Here is a 19,867-nt window from a genome sequence, read left to right on the forward strand (position 1 = left end):
AACTTATCTCGCAGCAGCCTGAATCGCTGCTTTCATATCTGTTACTGCTTGAGCCAAACCAACAAATACACTATCGGCAATAATTGAATGCCCGATGTTTAATTCATGAATTTGTGGAATTGCTGCAATCGCTGCAACGTTATCCAGATTCAAACCATGCCCTGCATTCACAACCAAACCTTTTGCCGCTGCATATTCAGCACCTTTGATAATACGAGCTAATTCAGCTTGTTGTTGCTCATCCGTTTCCGCATCTGCATAAGCACCCGTATGGATCTCAATGGTTGGTGCACCACATGCGACAGCAGCATCAATTTGAGCTAAATCTGCATCAATAAACAAAGACACATCACTGCCAATAGCTTTGAGTGCTTGGGTCGCCGCTTTGACTTTTTCAAAATGACCAACCACATCCAAGCCACCTTCGGTTGTCACTTCTTGACGACGTTCAGGTACAAAGCACACATGTTGCGGCTGAATCTCTTTGGCAAATGCAACCATTTCATCAGTCACAGCCAATTCAAGATTCATACGTGTTTTTAACAATGGACGCATGCGACGTACATCATCATCTTGTATATGGCGGCGATCTTCACGCAAGTGCAAAGTAATCCCCTCAGCACCTGCCTGTTCACAGACCAAAGCCGCCTGAACTGGATCAGGGTAAGTTGTACCACGTGCTTGCCTTAATGTCGCAACATGATCAATGTTTACACCCAAGATTGCAGCCATAAAAATATCCTATCGGTTTAGCCCTGAATCATTATTTTCAATACATCAGGAATATCAATTTTGTGTACTTTGAATCCAAAGTTGCCTGCTTTTCAGCGGCCGATCACCCAGCAAAGAGCTAATCATTTGACGGTATAGTTTACCCAATAATTGCAGCTGTTCGTGAGAAAAATCCTGCCCATCTTCGTAACTTTGCATGGAGGTAATCAATGCACCATCAAGTGTTGAACGCGAAGCTTGTGAAACTGGTAAAAAGCCATCATTGAGCTGAAATTGATAGTGCTGAGTGACCTGAATGTCTTTTTGGCTCGCATCTACTGAGAAATCAATGGCATAACCAAGTTCAGGTAATAATACATGCTCAAATTGACGTAAAATTTGTCGAAGAAACAAAGCCGCTTGCTCATGTGTAGCCAATTGCTGTAACAGCGCGAGAATCAACTGATATTGTTCGAATGTTTGCGGCATCATCTCTTCTAAAGGACACAGTCGCAATAGAATTTCATTTAAATAAAAACCGGCAAAAAATGCATCACCATGAAAGAACACAGGTTGATTCAGGATTTCTAATTTTGTGAAATTTTTAAGTTCCGACTTACCAGAAGCTTGCAGACGAATAGGTTGGTATTGCGGCGGTGGGATCTGCCTAAGAATCCCATCCACCCGACCATATTCTTGTGTAAATAAATGCACAATATGGCTTTTTTCACGATATTTACGATGATGAATCAAATAGCCATGCAGGACTTCATTACGCATCATAGAACGATACTAGTCCTTCTTTTTCTCATCCTTTTCTTCATCATCGCCATCAGGAATGACTGCACCTACAACCGCAGCCGTCCCTTTAACAACACCTTTAGTGGTCTTATAGGCAACTTTCACAGGTACAGTTAAAGCTTATGAATACAGCCCTGCAACATGAATACACACGTCACGATTGCGAGTACACGGATTGTTATTTTCATACCTGTTTCCATTGTCAACAAGACAGTTAAATATCGCTATAACCTAAGCTTTTTAGTGCACGTTCATCATCAGACCAGCCACCTTTGACTTTCACCCAAAGTGTCAACATGATTTTTTGTTCAAACATCTTTTCCATGTCTGCACGTGCATCCATACCGATACTTTTCAGCTTCGCTCCTTTGTCGCCAATTACAATGGCTTTTTGGCCTTGACGTTCCACAAAGATGGTCGCATCAATATAGGTACAAGGTGGCTTTAAACGGCCTGTTTTTTCGTTTACAGCCGCTTCTTCAGTTTTAAATGATTCAATCTGAACCGTTAAATCGTACGGAAGCTCTTCACCCAACTGACGCATAATTTTCTCACGAATGATTTCACTCGCAAGGAAACGTTCAGAACGATCGGTAATCTGATCTAATGAATACAAAGGTGGTTGATACGGCAGATACTTCTCAATCGTGTCACGTAAATGATCTAGGTTCGCACCACGCAACGCTGATACTGGAACAATCTCAGCAAAGTTCATTAACTTGGCACGCTCTCGAATCAGCGGCAAAGCTTCATTTTTATTTTCGAAGGTATCTAGCTTATTGATCACAAGGATCACAGGCATATCTGCATTTTTAAGCTTTTCCAAAACCAATTCATCGTTTTGAGTCCACTTTTGTGCATCAACCACAAATAAAACCAAGTTCACATCGCGCAATGCTGAGTGAGCAGCACGGTTCATCATCTTATTGATGGCACGTACTTCTTTTTTATGCATCCCAGGAGTATCTACGAATACTGCCTGTGATTTCTCACGTGAATCAATCCCCACGATCTTATGACGTGTGGTTTGTGGCTTACGTGAGGTAATGGATAGCTTCTGACCCAAGATATGGTTCATCAAAGTTGACTTGCCCACGTTTGGACGGCCAACGATCGCAACAAAACCGCTTTTGAAATCTGAAGGAATTGTGCTTCCTTGAGAACTAAAAAATTGATCAACTACATTATTGCCATCTTGCTGTTCAGTTGCTTCTGGCTTATTTTCTTCTGAATGAGACATCAGGTTATTGCTCCAATAATTTTAAAATCTCTGCCGCTGCCGTTTGTTCGGCAAAACGACGACTTGAGCCCTCGCCTATAATTTTTGGCAATCCCGCTACATCACATTCCACTTTGAAATGTTGATTCGGGGCATCGCCCTGAATATCTACAACCTCGTAAACTGGGAGAGGTTTTTTACGTGCTTGTAAATACTCTTGCAAACGTGATTTAGGGTCTTTCAGTTGATCTGTCGGTTCGATATGATCAAGATATGGTTCATACCATTTTAACACAATGCGCTCGAGCAAGTTGAGATCATTACTGTCTAAATAAATAGCACCAATAATGGCTTCAACCGTATCAGCCAAAATCGATTCACGGTGATGTCCACCCGATTTTAACTCGCCTGTGCTTAAAATTAATGACCGACTCAATTGTAAGTCATTTGCAATTTTCCCCAATGCTTCCTGTCGAACCAAAGTCGCACGCATACGTGTTAAGCGACCTTCATTTTCTAGGGGATAGGCATTGTACAAATAATTTGCAACGATCATCCCTAATAATGCATCGCCTAGAAATTCTAGGCGTTCATAATTATGTTTATGGCTGACCGAGCGATGGGTCAAAGCCAGTTTTAACAAGTCAAACTGTTTAAACTGGTGACCTATTCGCCCTTGCAGCCGTGTATCATTGAGCTTGTTTTGCAGATTTTTGGTCAAAAGTCTTCTCAAAGGTCATCACTAAACTGATATTCAGCATGAAAGGCTTACGTATTTCATACTTCTTCATCACCACAAGATCATCTTTATAAGTCACTTGCGCAATATCTTTAAAATGTAGATCGCGAATCCCGTTCATATCAAAACGTTGATCCATCTGAGATGCAAACTTACTCGGTGTAATATTTGCAGGACTATCTTTTAATAGCCCCTCAATTTGAGTATTAATCAGTTTGTCATCCCAGTATGCTGGCCAAATCGCAATTGCTGCTTTCACAGCAACTGCAAATAAGACTACCCCAAATAAAATTGCAATATACGAAGTCCCTTGTTGAGATTTACGCATCTGTCTATTTCCTATATATTTTTATTAGTCAATCTTACCATTTCGGTTGAAACTTGGAAGATTAAAACCAGGTTCTTTATGCATCCATACATAAAAAGCACGACCTGTTAGGTTCGCTTCAGGTACAAAGCCCCAAAAACGACTATCTGCACTTTGATCGCGGTTATCACCCATTGCGAAGTATTGTCCCTTTGGCACTGTTACTTCCCAATCTTGACCGTTACTTTGGATAAATACATCATTCTCTTTTGCGACAAATGGCACCAAAGCTTCAGCACCTCTCAATTGTGCAAACTGGAATTGTTCAACAAGCGGATTGCGTCCTTCCAAGTAGCGGATTAAATGCTGATGTTCACCTAAAGTTTCTTTGAAATAAAGCGCTGTAGGCGTATCTTGCTGATCTTTCTCACGCGAGTATTGAGTCTCTACCTTTGCAACTTGCTGGCCATTAATCATTAATTGACCATTTCTAAATTGAACATGGTCACCTGGTACACCAACGACACGTTTAATATAGCTAATGGTTGGTTGTGGCGGATAACGGAATACAATCACTTCACCCCGTTTTGGCTCACCGACATCAATGATTTTAGTATTTACGATTGGTAAACGTACACCATAATCAAACTTATTCACCAAGATAAAATCACCTGTTTCTAAGGTCGGAACCATAGAATCTGATGGAATATTAAATGGTTCATATAAGAAAGAACGTAGCACCAGCACAACAGCCAACACAGGCCAAAAGTCATATGCCCAAGTAATGACAAAGTTCTCTTGATTACGCCCACGTGTTGCACGCTGTTTCAATACCAACTTATCCAGTAACCACACTAAAAAGAAAATTAGTGTTGCTGGTACCAGAATCAAGTTAAAATCAAAATCCACAAACCCTCTCTTGCAGTTTCACTGCCCGTCATTCGACTGGGTAAAGCGGCATGCTCCCCCAGCCTGATCTTTTTTATCGATCAACTTTCAATACAGCTAAGAACGCTTCTTGTGGAATCTCAACACTTCCCACTTGCTTCATACGTTTCTTACCTTCTTTTTGTTTCGAAAGAAGTTTCTTCTTACGCGAAACGTCACCACCATAACATTTTGCCAATACGTTTTTACGCATCGCTTTTACGGTAGAACGTGCAATGATTTGCGCACCAATCGCAGCTTGAATCGCAACATCATACATTTGGCGAGGAATCAGATCTTTCATCTTCTCAACCAATGCAATACCACGATGACGTGCATCTTGACGGTGACAAATCATTGCCAAGGCATCAACCTTTTCGCTATTAATTAGAACATCAACCTTAACCAGCGCTGAACTCTCGAAACGAACGAAGTTATAATCCAGTGAAGCAAAACCACGCGAACATGATTTTAATTTATCAAAGAAATCCATGACCACTTCAGCCATTGGAATTTCAAACGTGATTGATACTTGGTTACCCAAGAATTTCATATCTTTTTGAATACCACGACGTTCGATACATAAAGTCATGACATTGCCTAAATACTCTTGCGGTACAAGGATATGACATTCAGCAATCGGTTCACGTAAATCTTCAACTGTTGAGCCATCTGGCATTTTTGAAGGGCTGTCGATATAAATGATATCGCCTTTCTTGGTTAATGCTTCGTAAATAACAGTCGGTGCAGAACTGATCAAATCAAGATCATACTCACGCTCTAAACGCTCTTGCACGATTTCCATGTGCAGCATACCTAAGAAGCCACAACGGAAACCAAAGCCTAACGCATCCGAACTCTCAGGCTCAAAGAATAAAGCAGAGTCATTGATCTGTAGTTTTTGCAGCGCTTCACGGAATGGTTCAAAGTCACTTGAATCAATCGGGAACAGACCTGCATAGACCTGTGGTTTAACCTTTTTAAAACCTGGTAAAGTCGCAACATCAGGTGTGTTAGAAAGCGTAATGGTATCACCAACTGGCGCACCAAAAATGTCTTTAATCCCTGCAATAACGAAACCAACTTCACCTGCTTCGAGGATGTCAGTTTCGGTATGCTTTGGATTGAACACACCAACTGAAGTCACAGGATGTGTTTGGCCAGTTGATTTCACCAACATCTTGTCGCCCTTGCGGATACGACCTTGTTTAATACGAACAAGCGATACCACACCAAGGTAGTTATCGAACCATGAGTCGATAATCAATGCTTGTAACGGTGCATCACGATCACCTTCTGGCGCAGGAATCACATCGACCAAACGCTCTAGAACACCTTCAACACCTAAACCAGTTTTTGCTGAACAGGTTGGTGCATCTGTCGCTTCAATCCCGATAATTTCTTCAATCTCGTGAATGACACGCTCAGGCTCTGCTTGAGGTAAATCAATCTTGTTCAAGATTGGTAAAACTTCTAAGCCCTGCTCAATCGCGGTATAACAGTTTGCAACTGACTGCGCTTCTACACCTTGAGCAGCATCAACCACCAACAGCGCACCTTCACAGGCAGCTAGAGAGCGCGATACCTCATAAGAAAAGTCAACGTGCCCTGGAGTATCAATGAAGTTCAATTGATATTCTTGACCATTTGGATGTGTGTAATACAAGGTTACCGATGCAGCTTTAATGGTAATCCCACGCTCACGCTCAAGCTCCATAGAGTCTAATACTTGAGCTTGCATCTCACGATCTTGTAAACCGCCGCACATTTGAATAAAACGGTCCGCCAAAGTCGACTTACCATGGTCAATATGAGCAATGATCGAGAAATTGCGTATATTTTTGATATCTACGGATTTTTTAGCTTGCGCCATGGGTTACCTTAACAAAATAGAACGCCCTATACTTTCAAAAAGTAGTGAGCCAAATGGTTTAATAAAATTGCCCGCGATTATAACAGAAGCTCGGTATGAAGACGAAAGAAATTTATGCCTAGACGTTTTATGCGGTATAGCATTAGGCCCAAATAGCTCAATATCAAAATAACGACAATCGGAATTGTAAGAAAGTTCGCCCCATTTCGACCACAGGTTGAATTTGATGAAATTCTAATTTCTGTAACAGTCGTTGTGATTTAAGGTTTTGCTGCATGACTTGTGCATCTACATGGCGAATTTTTCGATCAAACAACAACTCGGTTCGAATCAAATTTAACATCGCTGTAATCGCCTCAAGCATATAACCATTTCCCCAATAGTTCGGATGTAAGTCATAACCAATAATCGCACGATGATCACCCTCCTCCTCAACAATACGATTAACACCACAACCACCTATCATTTCGCCGGTCTTTAAACGTATCGCATAACGAAAGCCCGATGCTGAACAATAACGATGATGCATTCGATGAATCAGCGCTTCCGCCTGTTCAATCTCAGAGAAAGCATCTAAATCATAAAATTCGAGTACTTGAGCATTTGAAAACATATCGAGAACGAATGCAGTATCATCTAAATGTAGGCTATTTAAAATCAAACGTTCTGTTGCTAAAGTCTTCAATGGTTGCATCAAATACTCTCTCATCTGGTCGAAACTTAATGCTTTCTATTCAAAATAGGTCACACTAAAGTCCATTGGATTTAAACTGGTTGCAATTGGCTGATACGCTTGGGTAAAGCTTGGTGACATTCGCTTTGGTCGCCCTGAATCAATTTCTATACACGCCCATTTGGTATTGCCAACAAATAAAATACTCTGATCTTTAGGTCGATAGAAGGCGTACTGACGGAACGAGTAAAGTGCATTAATATCATCTAGCCATGTCCGCAAAATGACTTCTTCGCCTTCCAGTGCAGCCTTACGGTATTGAACATGATGTTCAACCGCGACCATAGCGTGTTTCAGTTCTAAATATTGTGCCAAACCTAAACCCAATGCTTCGATGTGCGCTGAAGCAACGTCTTGCATCCACTGGATGTACATCACATTGTTCACATGACCCAATACATCGATATGCTTGGGCTGGACTTGTATTTTTAAATCAAAAATCGTACTCATAATTTTGTATACTTCATCAAACAATGTGCCGCTAGCTACACTAGTCTAAACACGAAAGTATTTCAAAATAAAAACCACCCTAATCTAGAGTGGTTTTAGCAACATAACCTTCATGCCATCATTAAGGTAAACGTAATCCAAGGATTGCACGTTGACCTTGGCGAATAATCGTTACACGCGCAACACTATTTTTTGGTAAGGCAGAAACAGTTTTTGCAAACTGTTGGCTATTGGTAATCGCTGTACCATTCACCTGTACTATCACATCACCCGCAACCAGATTTGATAACGACGCAGTACCACCACGCTTCACATCTTGTATCAAGATACCACCACGCACATCTAAACGCGCTTGCTCAGCTGCCGTTAGATCACGGATACTCATGCCTAAACCACTGGTTGGGTTATTTTTCTCAGCATCAGCAGCAGTGTCATCTGGTGCAGTGCCCAATGTTGCTGAAATTGTACGTGTTTTATCATCACGTAGAATTTCCAGTTGAACAGTTTGGTTCGGCGCGATACGGTTGAGTGAATAAAGCAAATCGCTAGTACGCGAAATTGGCGCACCATTGGCTTTTAAAATCACATCACCAGATTTTAGACCTGCTTTTTCAGCTGGGGACTTTGGCGCAACCTGAGTAATCAACGAGCCTTCTGGCTTCGGTAACTTATAGGCTTCTGCCAAGTTACGATCAATATCCTGCATCATAATACCAAGATAAGAACGGGTGACTTTACCAGTTGTTTTCAATTGTTGTACGACATCCATCGCCACATCAATTGGGATCGAGAATGATAAGCCCATATAACCACCCGTACCACTAAAGATACGTGAGTTGACTCCCACTACTTCACCACGCTGGTTAAACAATGGACCACCTGAGTTACCTGGGTTTAAAGCCGCATCAGTTTGAATAAATGGAACCGAAGTTTCTCCACTCATATTTCTTGATTTTGCACTGACGATCCCTGCCGAAGCCGAATAATCAAAACCAAATGGCGAACCAATTGCGAGTACAGGTTCGCCAACTCGGAGTTGGTCTACATTACCAATTCTTAATTCTGGAAAATTATTGCCATTCACTTTAAGCAATGCAATATCGGTACGCTCATCACTTCCTACAAGTGTCGCATCCAATTCACGACGATCATTTAAGGTAATACTGATACGTGAAGCATCTGCAATTACATGACGGTTCGTGAGTAAGTAGCCATCTTTCCCGATAAAGAAGGCACTACCATATGCCGTTTTTTCTTGAGGTCCCTGCTGTTGAGGGATAATCACTTGGTTACCAAAAAAACGACGTAGAATTTCTGGGACTTGTTGCTGTAATAACTCTTCCTGAGTCATTTTCTTAACAACATTGACACTCACAACCGCAGGACTGACCTGCTCAACGAGATTTGAAAAATCTACTGGCGATGCAGCATTGACTTGAGATGCTGCTATCGTAAATACCGCAGCATACATTCCTTGTTGTAAATAGCGACTTTTCATGAAGCAAGAACCTACATACTGATAATTAAAATGAAATTTAGGTCTATATTTCTAGCACACACCCATCATTCTTTTCGTAAAAATATGTTTATATTTTCAATGCATACAACGATCTAGAATGATGAAATGTGAATAAACTATGGAGAAACACACCATAATTTACCCGATAGAAATGGTTTTATCCTGAACAGCTTAACGATAGATTAAAACAATGTACTGAAACGTAATCATTTTCTCATCCATATAGATTAAGCAAAAAATAATCGGCAAATAAATCTCATTCGCTAAAAATTCACTCAATTCTAGGCAGATTGGCCCTTGCCTTTTTGATAAAAAAGCGGTGTCATTAGCAAACGTTTAAAACTGAAGCAGATTGACATGCCTGATTTAAAAACAATTCACCATTTTGATGTGATTATTGTGGGCAGTGGCGGTGCAGGTTTAAGTCTTGCACTCTCTTTACCAAGTCATTACAACATTGCAATTTTAGCTAAGGCGGCGCTGACGGAAGCCAGTACCTTCTATGCGCAAGGCGGTGTTGCTGCAGTATTAGATGAAACAGATTCTATTCAACAACATATTAATGACACTATGATTGCAGGTGGTCATCTTTGTGAATTAGATGCCGTCAAACATACCGTCGAAGGTGGCAAACCTTCCGTTGATTTCCTGCTCAAACAAGGCGTGCAATTTACGCTAGATGATGACGAACAATTGCACCTTACCCGCGAAGGTGGTCATTCACAACGTCGTATCATTCACTCTGCCGATGCAACCGGCAAAGCCATTTCAACCACCTTGGTTGAACGTGCGAAAGAACGAGAAAATATTACGATTTTTGAAAATTATATTGCGATTGATCTGATTACCCTACACAAGCTTGGGCATCAAAACCAAGCCAATCGTTCAATTGGTCTTTATGCTTTAGATGAAGCTAATGAACAGGTGCATACTTTCCTCGCGCCATTTACTGCACTGGCTTGTGGCGGTGCAATGAAAGCGTATCTATATACTTCAAACCCTGATATTGCCACAGGTGATGGTATTGCCATGGCTTATCGTGCAGGTTGTCGCGTGGCGAATATGGAATTTAACCAATTCCATCCAACCTGTTTATATCATCCGAAAGCGCGTTCGTTCTTGATCACCGAAGCGATGCGTGGTGAAGGTGCTTATTTACGCTTACCAGATGGCGAACGTTTTATGCTGCGTTTTGATGAACGCGCTGAACTTGCTCCACGTGACATTGTGGCACGTACCATCGACCACGAAATCAAACGTTTAGGTATTCGTCATGTCTGGTTAGACATCACCCATAAATCACCCGAATTTATTACTGAACACTTCCCGACACTATATGCGCGCTTACTTGAACTCGGCATTGATATCACTAAAGATATGATCCCTGTTGTTCCAGCAGCACATTACACCTGCGGCGGCGTGGTGGTAGATGAACATAGCCAAACTGATTTAGACGGTTTATATGCCATTGGTGAGACCTCTTATACAGGTCTACACGGCGCTAATCGTATGGCGAGTAACTCACTACTTGAATGTTTCGTTTATGGCATGAGTGCAGCAGAAGATATCGAACAGAAATTTGATGCTGAGTTTCAATTCCCTGATGTTCCAACATGGGATGAAACGCAAGTTACAGATGCAGATGAAGATGTGGTAATCCTGCAAAACTGGGATGAGCTTCGTTCTACCATGTGGAACTATGTGGGTATTGTCCGTACCACCAAACGCTTACAACGTGCCTTGCACCGTATTGAAATGTTGAAACGTGAAATCACTGAGTATTATCAGGATTATCGTGTCAGTAAGAATCTAATTGAATTGCGTAATCTAGTTCTAGTTTCGGAAATGATTGTACGTTGTGCAATGGAACGTAAGGAATCACGTGGTTTACATTACACGCTAGATTATCCTGAACTTTCAAATGAGATTCGTAAAACAGTGTTAACACCACCTAATTTTAAAGTGGAACAGCCGTTGGTGAATGAGTGATACTTTCAAAGAAGACTCTTAGTTAATATTTACTATCGCGGTAAGCGACAGGGATGTCGCCCGTTGAGCTGCGGTATCAAGGATGTACCGTCAGCTCAACAAAGGATTTTTGTTACTTTTCATCCCTGAAAAGTAAGGCATAAGAAATAAAGCCAAAGCATCACACAAACTTTTTAGATGATGCAGATTGAGTATATAGCTGCTTTCATTTCAAATATTGCAGCGCCTCTTCAAACACAACATCTGCATTCTGTGTTGCATCCAAACGCTTCATCCGTTCAGGTTCTGCTTGCCATAAGGTCTCATAACCTGCACGCACCTTAGCAAAGAAACTTAATTTCTCCTGCTCAAAACGATCCAATGCACCACGCTCTCGCGCACGGGTCATGCCCAATTCAATTGGGGCATCCAGCCAAAAGGTGATATTCGGCATTTTCGCCACAAAGGTTTGATTTAACAGTTGCAACTTTTCCTGACTTAAACCACGTCCAGAACACTGATAAGCAAAGCTGGCATCGGTAAAACGATCACTCAACACAATCTTACCCGCCTCTAATGCAGGTAAAATCACTTGCTGTAAATGCTGTGCACGCGCTGCATAAATTAATAACAGCTCGGTATCATGACTCATTTGCTCTTCATGATTCACCGCCAATAATAAGGAGCGAATCTGTTCCGCCAATGGTGTTCCACCTGGTTCACGGGTCAACACCACTTCTTTACCTTGCTGTTCAAAGTACTGATGAATTTTACGAATCAGCGTAGTTTTTCCTACACCTTCCGTCCCTTCAAAACTAATAAACATTATTCGCCCTGCTTTTTCTTTGAACGTAGCACAGTTAAATATTCTTGCACTGCACGATTATGGTCTTCTAAAGACGCGGTAAATTTATGCCCACCATTGCCCGTGGCAACGAAGTAAATATTTTTGGCATCATCAGGATGCATCGCTGCTTCAATTGCTTTCTTACTTGGCAAAGCAATTGGCGTTGGTGGCAAACCATTAATGGTATAGGTGTTATAAGCCGTTGGCGTACGCAGGTCATTACGGGTGATATTGCCTTTATAGTTATCGCCCATACCATAAATCACCGTTGGATCTGTTTGTAAGCGCATACCCATTTTCAAACGACGGACAAATACACCTGAAACTTGTTCTAACTCGCTATCAAGGCTAGTTTCTTTCTCAATAATCGAAGCCATGATCAACGCTTCATACTTATCTTTATACGGTAAGTTCGGTGCTTTCTTGGCCCAAGCCTCATCCAGCGATTTCATTTGACGGCGATACAAATCGGTTAAGATTTTTTTATCGGTCTCGCCTTTGGCAAAGAAGTAAGTATCAGGCGCAAATAGGCCTTCTGGATGCGTATATGAGATATTTAATTGTTTTAATAATTCACTGTGCGGAAGATCAAGCAAAGTATTGGTGACATTTGGGTCTTTTCTTAAACTCTGAATCAATTGTGAAAAAGTGGTTCCTTCAATCACTAAAATACGGTTCATCTGTGCATTGTCTGCATCAGACAACATATCCATCACCTGACGAATACTCATGCCTTCTGTAATTTCATAAACGCCCGCTTTCATGGTGTCATGAATCATAAACTTCTGATACAGCTTTAAAACTATTGGAAAATTCACCTTATTTTCTTTGGCTAAACGATCAATAAAGCGTGAATAGGTATCACCAGAAGAAATCACCAAAAGCTGTTTTTTACTGTCTACAGGGTAATTTTTAAATAAACTCGACCATACAATGCCAAAGATCGCCAATACAAAAATAACAATGGCGATCAAAAAGGCTTTAAAAAAAGAAAATCTAGATTTCGGTTTCGCTTTGGGCTTTTTCTTACTTTTGCTGGAATTTGGCGGCTTTGGCATATTAATCAATCTGGCTAAGTTTTAAAGTTTCAAATAAATCAAGATAGGGTTGCTGCGCTAAGGCCTGATCATTAAATCGAACAACCGCTTTCATTGGATGTAACGCATTGCAAAAAAATAAACTTTGGATATGGCCAATCTCATTCATATCGATACACCGCTGCTCACATTCAATCTGATATTGCTGCATTCTCGACAAGATTTTGGCTCTCATCACACCGTGGACGCCATTATAACGAAGTTCAGGCGTAATCCATCGATCATTTATACGAATAAAACAATTACTGCTTACCCCTTCAACAATATAACCTTGTACATCACTAACAAGGGCTTCTAACCAACCACGCTGATCAGCTTCTTGCTTGAGTAAGACCTGTTCTAATCTATTCAGCGTTTTTAAACCCACTAAATGCGGCATATTCAAACCCAAAGCATGATTTAACATGCCACTTTCAATCCACTCAGGCTGAAAAGCCTGTGTCACTCTTGGGTAATACCAGACATACACATCAGCCGCATGTAATGGCAAACTATAGCCACGATCGCCTTCACCACGGCTAATCACGACTTTTAATGTGCCATTGAGATTTGAATATTGCTGCTGTAATTGTACAAGAGACTTTTCTATACAAGATAAATTTGCATCCAGCTGTAAGGACTGACATGCCAATTTTAAACGTGCAAAGTGTAGTTCTTTTAGTTCAAAAATTCCGTGAAAAATACGTGCTGTGGTAAAGCAGCCATCGCCATAATGAAAAGCTCGGTCTAATAAAGGGATGGAATCAATTAATTGTCCATTTTTATAACACTGCATAATCTAGATACCTTTCCACTTTATAAGCCAGCATCACCAAAACCAATAAGCTATTGATTTTAAATAAGTATAACAATTAAAATCTAAAATTAAAAATCACTTATATATCAATAATTCAGCAAAGCTTATCTGTTTTATCTATTTCTATTTTTTTCATAACAAATTCGATTTTAATTATTTTTTTTGCAAAAAAACTGGCGTTATGCTGCGTACATATTCCAAACAGTGATTTAGATTTTAAGGGGTTTTCCATGCGTTTTTCTCAAGTTAAAGTCGGCGTCATTGCCGCATTACTCTCAGTTTCTTCATTCGCGGCACAAGAATTCTTAAACGTTTCTTATGACCCAACGCGTGAGCTGTATACAGATTTCAATAAACAATTCGGTACGTTCTGGAAACAGCGTACAGGTCAGGACATCGACTTTAAACAATCACACGGCGGTTCAGGTAAACAAGCCCGTGCCGTGATTGATGGCTTAAATGCCGATGTAGTCACACTTGCACTTGCAGCAGATATCGATGAAATCGCTGAAAATGCAAAACTTCTTCCAGCAGACTGGCAAAAGAAATTACCGAACAACTCTACGCCATATACCTCAACAATTGTATTCCTTGTTCGTAAAGGCAATCCAAAACAAATCAAAGATTGGGGTGATCTGGTTAAGCCAGGTGTAGAAATTATTACACCAAATCCAAAAACATCGGGTGGTGCACGTTGGAACTACTTAGGTGCCTGGGCTTGGGCGAAACATCAAAAAGGTGGTAACGACGCTAAAGCTCAAGAATTTGTTCGTCAAATTTATAAACAAACCAAAGTACTAGATTCAGGTGCACGTGGTGCAACCACAACATTTGCTGAACGCGGTATCGGTGATGTATTGCTGGCTTGGGAAAATGAAGCCTACCTTGCAGTCCGTGAACAACCGGGCAAATTCGAAATCGTTACCCCTTCTCTATCGATTCTCGCTGAACCACCAGTGGCTGTTGTAGAAAAGAATGCTGAGAAAAAAGGCAACTTGCAAATCGCTCGTGGTTACTTGAACTACCTGTATTCACCAGCAGGACAAGAGATTGCTGCACGTAACTTCTACCGTCCACGTAATGCCGCGGTATTAAAGAAATACAGCAACGTGTTTAAACCACTTAAATTGGTAACGATTGATCAAGAATTTGGTGGCTGGACCAAAGTACAAAAAACACACTTTGATAACGGCGGTATCTTTGACCAAATCGTCAAGATCAACAGCACAGGCAAATAAAAATCTCCCTTGCGCTGCAATAAACGCAGCTCACCTCTTTTGAAAGAGGGGAATTACACAGATTTTAGTTTAGTTACTAAATTCGTGTTACTCCTCCCTTTCTTAAAGGGAGGTTGGGAGGGATTCTAAGGGGTTAAGGAGAATAGACATGATTCATACCGTAATTGTTCCAGGTGTAGGTGGTAGCGAAGCGCAGCATTGGCAGTCTTGGTTACAACAGCAACTCGTGTCTAGCTCTCGCGTTCAACAGAAACATTGGGATCGTCCTGTGTTAAGCGAATGGGTTGCTCAATTTGTTAAAACTGTTGTTGCAGCTCCAGCGCCTGTTCAAATCGTTGCACATAGCTTTGGCTGCTTAACCAGTGTTGCTGCGCTGGCTGAACACCCAGAACTCAGAGCAAAAGTTAAAAATCTGATTTTGGTTGCACCCGCGAATCCAGCACGTTTTGGTGAAGCAGGCTTCGCTCGTCATAGCTTGACTGACTATAAACAGTATTTTCAGCAACTGAAAATTGACGTGCCGACCACGTTATTGATCAGTGAAAATGATCCGTGGTTGGGTTATGTCGATGCACTACAACTTGCTCAAGCATGGAAATTAACACCAATCAATTTAGGTCCAGTTGGTCATATCAATGTTGCTTCTGGATTTGGTCCTTTCCCTGAGATCCTGAACTACCTGCTACCTGAAAAAAAGATGCAGCCTATCGTCCGAATGAGTCAGGCAAATTTTAATTTGAAATTTGCCTAACCCCAGCTTTCCGTAATTTTAGTATTCGCATTATTTATTTGCTTGTTTTAGCAAACATTTCTCTTTGAGGAAATATCATGTCGCAGCGTTCCCGAGTGCTGCCTGGGTTTGGTCTCTCATTAGGCTTCACCCTCGCTTACGTGTCTTTGATTGTGCTTATTCCTTTATCTGCTGTCTTTATCAAATCTTTAGGGATTGGATGGGATGGCTTATGGGAAATCTTAACCTCAGAACGAATTTTAAAATCCTTACAGCTTAGCTTTAGTGCCGCACTGATTGCCGCTTTGGTTAACGTTATTTTTGGTTTGTTATTGGCTTGGTGTCTTGTGCGTTATAACTTCCCAGGCAAACGCATTGTCGATGCTTTGGTGGACTTGCCGTTTGCCCTACCGACTGCTGTTGCAGGTATTGCCTTAACCTCTTTATATGCCCCAACAGGCTGGATTGGACAATACCTTTCTCCACTCGGGATTGAAGTGGCTTATACCCCGATTGGGATCACACTTGCTTTAATCTTTATTGGTCTACCCTTCGTGGTTCGTACCGTACAACCTGTACTCAGTGATATTGAAACCGAATTGGAAGAGGCAGCTTCAGCACTAGGTGCCAATCGCTGGCAGACCATTACCAAAATCATTTTGCCGATTTTATTCCCCGCTTTGCTAACAGGTTTTGCCTTAGCATTTGCACGTGGCGTTGGTGAATATGGCTCTGTTATTTTCATTGCAGGCAACCAACCATATAAAACAGAAATTGCACCATTGATGATCATCTCTCGCTTAGAGGAATACGATTACGCAGGTGCAACGACCATTGCTGTGGTTATGCTCATCCTCTCTTTCGGCATCTTATTTTTAATTAACTTGGTGCAAGCATGGGCTAGCCGTCGCACAGGGAGAGTTGCACAATGAGCTTAAATACCAATAGCAACGCTTTAGCAATCAAATTACAAACCCGAGATGCAACCCGAGAACCAACTTGGGTTCGCTATACCTTGATTGGTGTTGCCTTAATCTTTTTTTTAAGTTGCCTACTACTTCCCCTGATCTTGGTATTTGTTGAGGCATTTAAGCAAGGTCTGAATGTTTATATTAACGCCTTAACCGATTCGGACACATTATCTGCAGTAAAGTTAACCTTACTTACAGCCGCGATTGCTGTACCCATTAATGTGGTGTTTGGTGTCGCAGCAGCATGGGCCGTTGCGAAATTCCATTTCCGCGGTAAAGCCATTCTTACCACGATTATAGATATACCATTTTCGGTCTCTCCTGTGATTGCAGGCTTGATGTTAGTCTTGATTTTTGGCGCGCAAGGCTGGATGGGTGGCTGGTTAATGGATAACGATATCAAAATTCTTTATGCCGTACCTGCGATTGTACTCGCCACCATTTTCATTACTGTTCCGTTTGTAGCCCGTGAACTCATTCCATTAATGGAAGCACAAGGCACAGAGGAAGAAGAAGCCGCAATTGTACTTGGTGCTTCAGGCTGGCAAACCTTCTGGAGAGTCACTTTACCCAATATCAAATGGGGTCTGATTTACGGCGTGATTTTGTGTAATGCCCGCGCAATGGGTGAGTTTGGTGCAGTATCCGTGGTTTCTGGTCATATTCGTGGTCAAACCAATACCTTACCGCTACACGTCGAGATTCTTTATAACGAATATACCTTTAGTGCTGCATTTGCTGTGTCATCGTTACTGGCATTTTTAGCGATTCTCACTTTGATCTTGAAAACGTGGCTCGAAGTCCGCCAAGAACAAGCAAATAAACATCAGCCCAATCACTAAGGAATAAACACATGAGTATTCAAGTTAAAAATATTGAAAAACACTTTGGTGCATTCCATGCGCTAAAAAATATCTCTTTAGATTTTCCTGAAGGTGAATTGGTTGCCCTACTTGGTCCTTCAGGCTGCGGTAAAACAACATTATTACGCATCATTGCAGGATTGGAATCTGCAGATGGTGGTCAGGTTTTACTTGAAGGTGAAGATGCAACAGACATCCACGTGCGTGAACGTCAGGTTGGTTTTGTTTTCCAACATTATGCCCTATTCCGCCACATGACTGTTTTTGACAATATTGCCTTTGGTTTACGCGTTCGCCCACGTGCAACACGCCCTTCGGAAGCTGACATCAAAAAACGTGTGACACGCTTACTTGATCTGGTGCAACTTGGTTTCTTGGCAGATCGTTACCCTGCTCAGCTTTCTGGTGGTCAACGCCAACGTATTGCTTTAGCCCGTGCACTAGCAGTTGAACCACGTGTTTTGTTACTTGATGAACCATTTGGTGCACTTGATGCCAAAGTACGTAAAGAATTACGCCGTTGGTTACGTACCTTACATGATGAGCTGCATATTACTTCGATCTTCGTGACTCACGATCAAGAAGAAGCTTTAGAAGTGGCTGACCAGATCATCGTGATGAACAAAGGTGACGTTGAACAGATTGGTTCACCACGTGAAGTGTATGAAAAACCTGCTACCCCATTTGTTTTTGATTTCCTTGGTCAAGCAAATCGTTTTGAAGGTGAGCATACTGGCGGTATTATCCGTATCGGCGATGACCGTATTCAGCTACCGACTCTATTAGATGCGCCACAAGGGAAAGTCATTGCATTTGCACGACCAAATGAATTACATATTCATACCCAACCTCAAGCCAATACCCTTGAGGCAACGTTCTTACGTGAAGTGTGGATTGCAGGTAGAGTTGTGGCGGAATTACAAGATCGTAGTGGACGTACTATCGAAATTTTATTAAGTGTAGAAGAAGCGAACTTACATCAATTCAAACCAAATCAAACCGTTTGGATCAGTGCAGCTCAACTTCATTTATTCGCAGATCAAACAACGCAAGTTGCTTAAAATAATATTGATGGGGTAAAACACGCCCCATCCTCTTATGAGGAAAAACTTTTATGAACTTCCAACAACTCAGAATTATTCGAGAAACTGTTCGCCAAAACTTTAATTTAACTGAAGCATCTGCGGCACTTTATACCTCCCAATCTGGTGTCAGTAAACACATTAAAGATTTAGAAGATGAATTAGGTGTACAACTTTTTGTACGTAAAGGTAAACGCTTATTAGGCCTCACCGAACCAGGACAATCCTTATTAAGCATTGTAGAGCGCATGTTGGTCGATGCTGACAATATTAAACGTCTAGCCGATGATTTTAATAAAGTGGATGAAGGCACACTGACCATTGCAACCACGCATACTCAGGCACGTTATGTGCTGCCACCGATTGTGAATCAGTTTAAAAAATTATTTCCAAAAGTCCATTTGGTTTTACAACAGGCCAGCCCAGTTGAAATTGCAGAAATGCTGCTACAAGGTGAAGCAGATATTGGTATTGCAACCGAATCATTAACAACAGAAGATAATTTGGCCAGCGTACCTTATTATGAATGGCACCATAGTATCATCACCCCAAAAGACCACCCTCTAGCGAAACTAGATAAAATCAGCTTGGACGTCTTAGCCGAATATCCGTTGATTACCTATCATGGCGGTTTTACAGGCCGTTCTAAAATTGACAAAGCCTTTGAAGATGCACAATTGCATGCCGACATTGTAATGTCAGCCCTCGATGCCGATGTCATCAAAACCTATGTCGAACTGAATATGGGGGTCGGGATTGTCAACGATGTCGCTTATGATGCGGAGCGTGATTATCGTTTACAACAAATTAAAACAGATATATTTGGTGTTAATACCACTTGGATTGCGGTACGAAAAGGACATCTGCTCCGTGGCTATGGTTATGAATTTATTTCGCTCTGCTCACCAGAAACAGATATTAAAGCACTGAAAAAAGTAGCTTATCCAGAAGAATAAATTATCCAAAAAAACAAAAGGCTCATATGAGCCTTTTGTT

At 41.4% G+C, this 19,867-nt stretch carries 20 protein-coding genes and 1 pseudogene; 7 read left to right on the plus strand and 14 right to left on the minus strand.

Features of this window, described 5'->3' with window-relative positions; translation table 11 throughout:
• Positions 1-3: 3 nt before the first annotated feature.
• From pdxJ to WA352_RS11970, 11 genes and pseudogenes are all read right to left on the minus strand, one after another.
• Positions 4-732, minus strand: coding sequence for a pyridoxine 5'-phosphate synthase (pdxJ, locus tag WA352_RS11920; protein WP_005189881.1), 729 nt, complete (start codon positions 730-732; stop codon positions 4-6).
• 54 nt (positions 733-786) lie between these two features.
• Positions 787-1,494, minus strand: a complete 708-nt coding sequence (recO, locus tag WA352_RS11925) for a DNA repair protein RecO (RefSeq protein ID WP_005189885.1) — start codon at positions 1,492-1,494, stop codon at positions 787-789.
• Positions 1,495-1,503: 9 nt separating this feature from the next.
• Positions 1,504-1,700, minus strand: a pseudogene (locus WA352_RS11930) (NF038104 family lipoprotein).
• A 26-nt stretch (positions 1,701-1,726) separates the two neighbouring features.
• Positions 1,727-2,752: a GTPase Era gene (gene era, locus WA352_RS11935; protein WP_005189893.1), complete on the minus strand. Its 1,026-nt coding sequence runs from the start codon at positions 2,750-2,752 to the stop codon at positions 1,727-1,729.
• A 4-nt stretch (positions 2,753-2,756) separates the two neighbouring features.
• Complete coding sequence (gene rnc, locus WA352_RS11940; protein WP_004805889.1) at positions 2,757-3,452, minus strand: ribonuclease III; 696 nt, start codon at positions 3,450-3,452, stop codon at positions 2,757-2,759.
• Positions 3,421-3,798 (minus strand): DUF4845 domain-containing protein, encoded by a 378-nt coding sequence (locus tag WA352_RS11945; protein WP_004654518.1) that lies wholly within the window; start codon positions 3,796-3,798, stop codon positions 3,421-3,423. Before WA352_RS11945 ends, rnc begins: the two co-directional genes overlap by 32 nt.
• A gap of 24 nt (positions 3,799-3,822) precedes the next feature.
• Positions 3,823-4,686 carry a signal peptidase I gene (gene lepB, locus WA352_RS11950; protein WP_005322098.1) on the minus strand — a complete coding sequence of 288 codons (864 nt, stop codon included), beginning with the start codon at positions 4,684-4,686 and terminating at the stop codon, positions 3,823-3,825.
• 73 nt (positions 4,687-4,759) lie between these two features.
• The gene (gene lepA, locus WA352_RS11955; protein ID WP_005189899.1) at positions 4,760-6,577 is read right to left on the minus strand and encodes a translation elongation factor 4; all 1,818 of its coding nucleotides are present in this window, start codon (positions 6,575-6,577) and stop codon (positions 4,760-4,762) included.
• Between the two features lie 163 nt (positions 6,578-6,740).
• A complete protein-coding gene (locus tag WA352_RS11960; protein ID WP_005322095.1) occupies positions 6,741-7,271 on the minus strand; it encodes a GNAT family N-acetyltransferase in 531 nt (176 codons plus the stop codon).
• A gap of 36 nt (positions 7,272-7,307) precedes the next feature.
• Positions 7,308-7,760: an acyl-CoA thioesterase gene (locus WA352_RS11965; protein WP_033133639.1), complete on the minus strand. Its 453-nt coding sequence runs from the start codon at positions 7,758-7,760 to the stop codon at positions 7,308-7,310.
• Between the two features lie 121 nt (positions 7,761-7,881).
• Positions 7,882-9,258 carry a Do family serine endopeptidase gene (locus WA352_RS11970; protein ID WP_004805748.1) on the minus strand — a complete coding sequence of 459 codons (1,377 nt, stop codon included), beginning with the start codon at positions 9,256-9,258 and terminating at the stop codon, positions 7,882-7,884.
• 372 nt (positions 9,259-9,630) lie between these two features.
• On the opposite strand from WA352_RS11970, the gene nadB reads away from it, so the two are divergent.
• A complete protein-coding gene (gene nadB / locus WA352_RS11975) occupies positions 9,631-11,268 on the plus strand; it encodes an L-aspartate oxidase (protein ID WP_171248658.1) in 1,638 nt (545 codons plus the stop codon).
• Positions 11,269-11,473: 205 nt separating this feature from the next.
• Here the strand turns inward: nadB and tmk are convergent, their stop codons facing one another.
• The 3 genes from tmk to pabC are packed head-to-tail and all read right to left on the minus strand — an operon-like array spanning position 11,474 to position 13,966.
• Positions 11,474-12,073 (minus strand): dTMP kinase, encoded by a 600-nt coding sequence (gene tmk / locus WA352_RS11980; RefSeq protein WP_033133637.1) that lies wholly within the window; start codon positions 12,071-12,073, stop codon positions 11,474-11,476.
• Complete coding sequence (mltG, locus tag WA352_RS11985) at positions 12,073-13,152, minus strand: endolytic transglycosylase MltG (protein ID WP_005322091.1); 1,080 nt, start codon at positions 13,150-13,152, stop codon at positions 12,073-12,075. The genes tmk and mltG overlap by 1 nt, the downstream gene beginning before the upstream one ends.
• A 1-nt stretch (position 13,153) precedes the next feature.
• On the minus strand, positions 13,154-13,966 hold the full coding sequence (gene pabC, locus WA352_RS11990) for an aminodeoxychorismate lyase (RefSeq protein WP_033133636.1): 813 nt from the start codon (positions 13,964-13,966) through the stop codon (positions 13,154-13,156).
• A gap of 251 nt (positions 13,967-14,217) precedes the next feature.
• Here pabC and WA352_RS11995 point away from each other — a divergent pair, with 251 nt between their 5' ends.
• The 6 genes from WA352_RS11995 to WA352_RS12020 all read left to right on the plus strand — a co-directional run bounded on the left by WA352_RS11995 (position 14,218) and on the right by WA352_RS12020 (position 19,827).
• Positions 14,218-15,225, plus strand: coding sequence for a sulfate ABC transporter substrate-binding protein (locus WA352_RS11995; protein WP_004654537.1), 1,008 nt, complete (start codon positions 14,218-14,220; stop codon positions 15,223-15,225).
• Between the two features lie 148 nt (positions 15,226-15,373).
• Complete coding sequence (locus WA352_RS12000) at positions 15,374-15,976, plus strand: RBBP9/YdeN family alpha/beta hydrolase (RefSeq protein ID WP_033133635.1); 603 nt, start codon at positions 15,374-15,376, stop codon at positions 15,974-15,976.
• Positions 15,977-16,053: 77 nt separating this feature from the next.
• Entirely contained in the window at positions 16,054-16,887 is an 834-nt protein-coding gene (gene cysT / locus WA352_RS12005; RefSeq protein WP_005189928.1) for a sulfate ABC transporter permease subunit CysT, read from the plus strand.
• Positions 16,884-17,768, plus strand: a complete 885-nt coding sequence (cysW, locus tag WA352_RS12010; protein WP_033133634.1) for a sulfate ABC transporter permease subunit CysW — start codon at positions 16,884-16,886, stop codon at positions 17,766-17,768. The genes cysT and cysW overlap by 4 nt, the downstream gene beginning before the upstream one ends.
• Positions 17,769-17,779: 11 nt before the next feature.
• Positions 17,780-18,850, plus strand: coding sequence for a sulfate/molybdate ABC transporter ATP-binding protein (locus WA352_RS12015; protein WP_005204853.1), 1,071 nt, complete (start codon positions 17,780-17,782; stop codon positions 18,848-18,850).
• A 53-nt stretch (positions 18,851-18,903) separates the two neighbouring features.
• Positions 18,904-19,827, plus strand: coding sequence for a CysB family HTH-type transcriptional regulator (locus WA352_RS12020; RefSeq protein WP_005189937.1), 924 nt, complete (start codon positions 18,904-18,906; stop codon positions 19,825-19,827).
• Positions 19,828-19,867 lie beyond the last annotated feature (40 nt).

It is taken from the genome of Acinetobacter sp. 102, from assembly GCF_037028485.1.
Lineage (GTDB): Bacteria > Pseudomonadota > Gammaproteobacteria > Pseudomonadales > Moraxellaceae > Acinetobacter > Acinetobacter higginsii.

What these genes read in the sequence shown, in the direction of transcription:
- pdxJ (WP_005189881.1), bottom strand. Translation starts at nt 732, where the DNA reads ATGGCTGCAATCTTGGGTGTAAACATTGATCATGTTGCGACATTAAGG.
- recO (WP_005189885.1), bottom strand. Translation starts at nt 1,494, where the DNA reads ATGATGCGTAATGAAGTCCTGCATGGCTATTTGATTCATCATCGTAAA.
- era (WP_005189893.1), bottom strand. Translation starts at nt 2,752, where the DNA reads ATGTCTCATTCAGAAGAAAATAAGCCAGAAGCAACTGAACAGCAAGAT.
- WA352_RS11945 (WP_004654518.1), bottom strand. Translation starts at nt 3,798, where the DNA reads ATGCGTAAATCTCAACAAGGGACTTCGTATATTGCAATTTTATTTGGG.
- lepA (WP_005189899.1), bottom strand. Translation starts at nt 6,577, where the DNA reads ATGGCGCAAGCTAAAAAATCCGTAGATATCAAAAATATACGCAATTTC.
- WA352_RS11960 (WP_005322095.1), bottom strand. Translation starts at nt 7,271, where the DNA reads ATGCAACCATTGAAGACTTTAGCAACAGAACGTTTGATTTTAAATAGC.
- WA352_RS11965 (WP_033133639.1), bottom strand. Translation starts at nt 7,760, where the DNA reads ATGAGTACGATTTTTGATTTAAAAATACAAGTCCAGCCCAAGCATATC.
- WA352_RS11970 (WP_004805748.1), bottom strand. Translation starts at nt 9,258, where the DNA reads ATGAAAAGTCGCTATTTACAACAAGGAATGTATGCTGCGGTATTTACG.
- tmk (WP_033133637.1), bottom strand. Translation starts at nt 12,073, where the DNA reads ATGTTTATTAGTTTTGAAGGGACGGAAGGTGTAGGAAAAACTACGCTG.
- mltG (WP_005322091.1), bottom strand. Translation starts at nt 13,152, where the DNA reads ATGCCAAAGCCGCCAAATTCCAGCAAAAGTAAGAAAAAGCCCAAAGCG.
- pabC (WP_033133636.1), bottom strand. Translation starts at nt 13,966, where the DNA reads ATGCAGTGTTATAAAAATGGACAATTAATTGATTCCATCCCTTTATTA.
- WA352_RS11995 (WP_004654537.1), top strand. Translation starts at nt 14,218, where the DNA reads ATGCGTTTTTCTCAAGTTAAAGTCGGCGTCATTGCCGCATTACTCTCA.
- WA352_RS12000 (WP_033133635.1), top strand. Translation starts at nt 15,374, where the DNA reads ATGATTCATACCGTAATTGTTCCAGGTGTAGGTGGTAGCGAAGCGCAG.
- cysT (WP_005189928.1), top strand. Translation starts at nt 16,054, where the DNA reads ATGTCGCAGCGTTCCCGAGTGCTGCCTGGGTTTGGTCTCTCATTAGGC.
- cysW (WP_033133634.1), top strand. Translation starts at nt 16,884, where the DNA reads ATGAGCTTAAATACCAATAGCAACGCTTTAGCAATCAAATTACAAACC.
- WA352_RS12015 (WP_005204853.1), top strand. Translation starts at nt 17,780, where the DNA reads ATGAGTATTCAAGTTAAAAATATTGAAAAACACTTTGGTGCATTCCAT.
- WA352_RS12020 (WP_005189937.1), top strand. Translation starts at nt 18,904, where the DNA reads ATGAACTTCCAACAACTCAGAATTATTCGAGAAACTGTTCGCCAAAAC.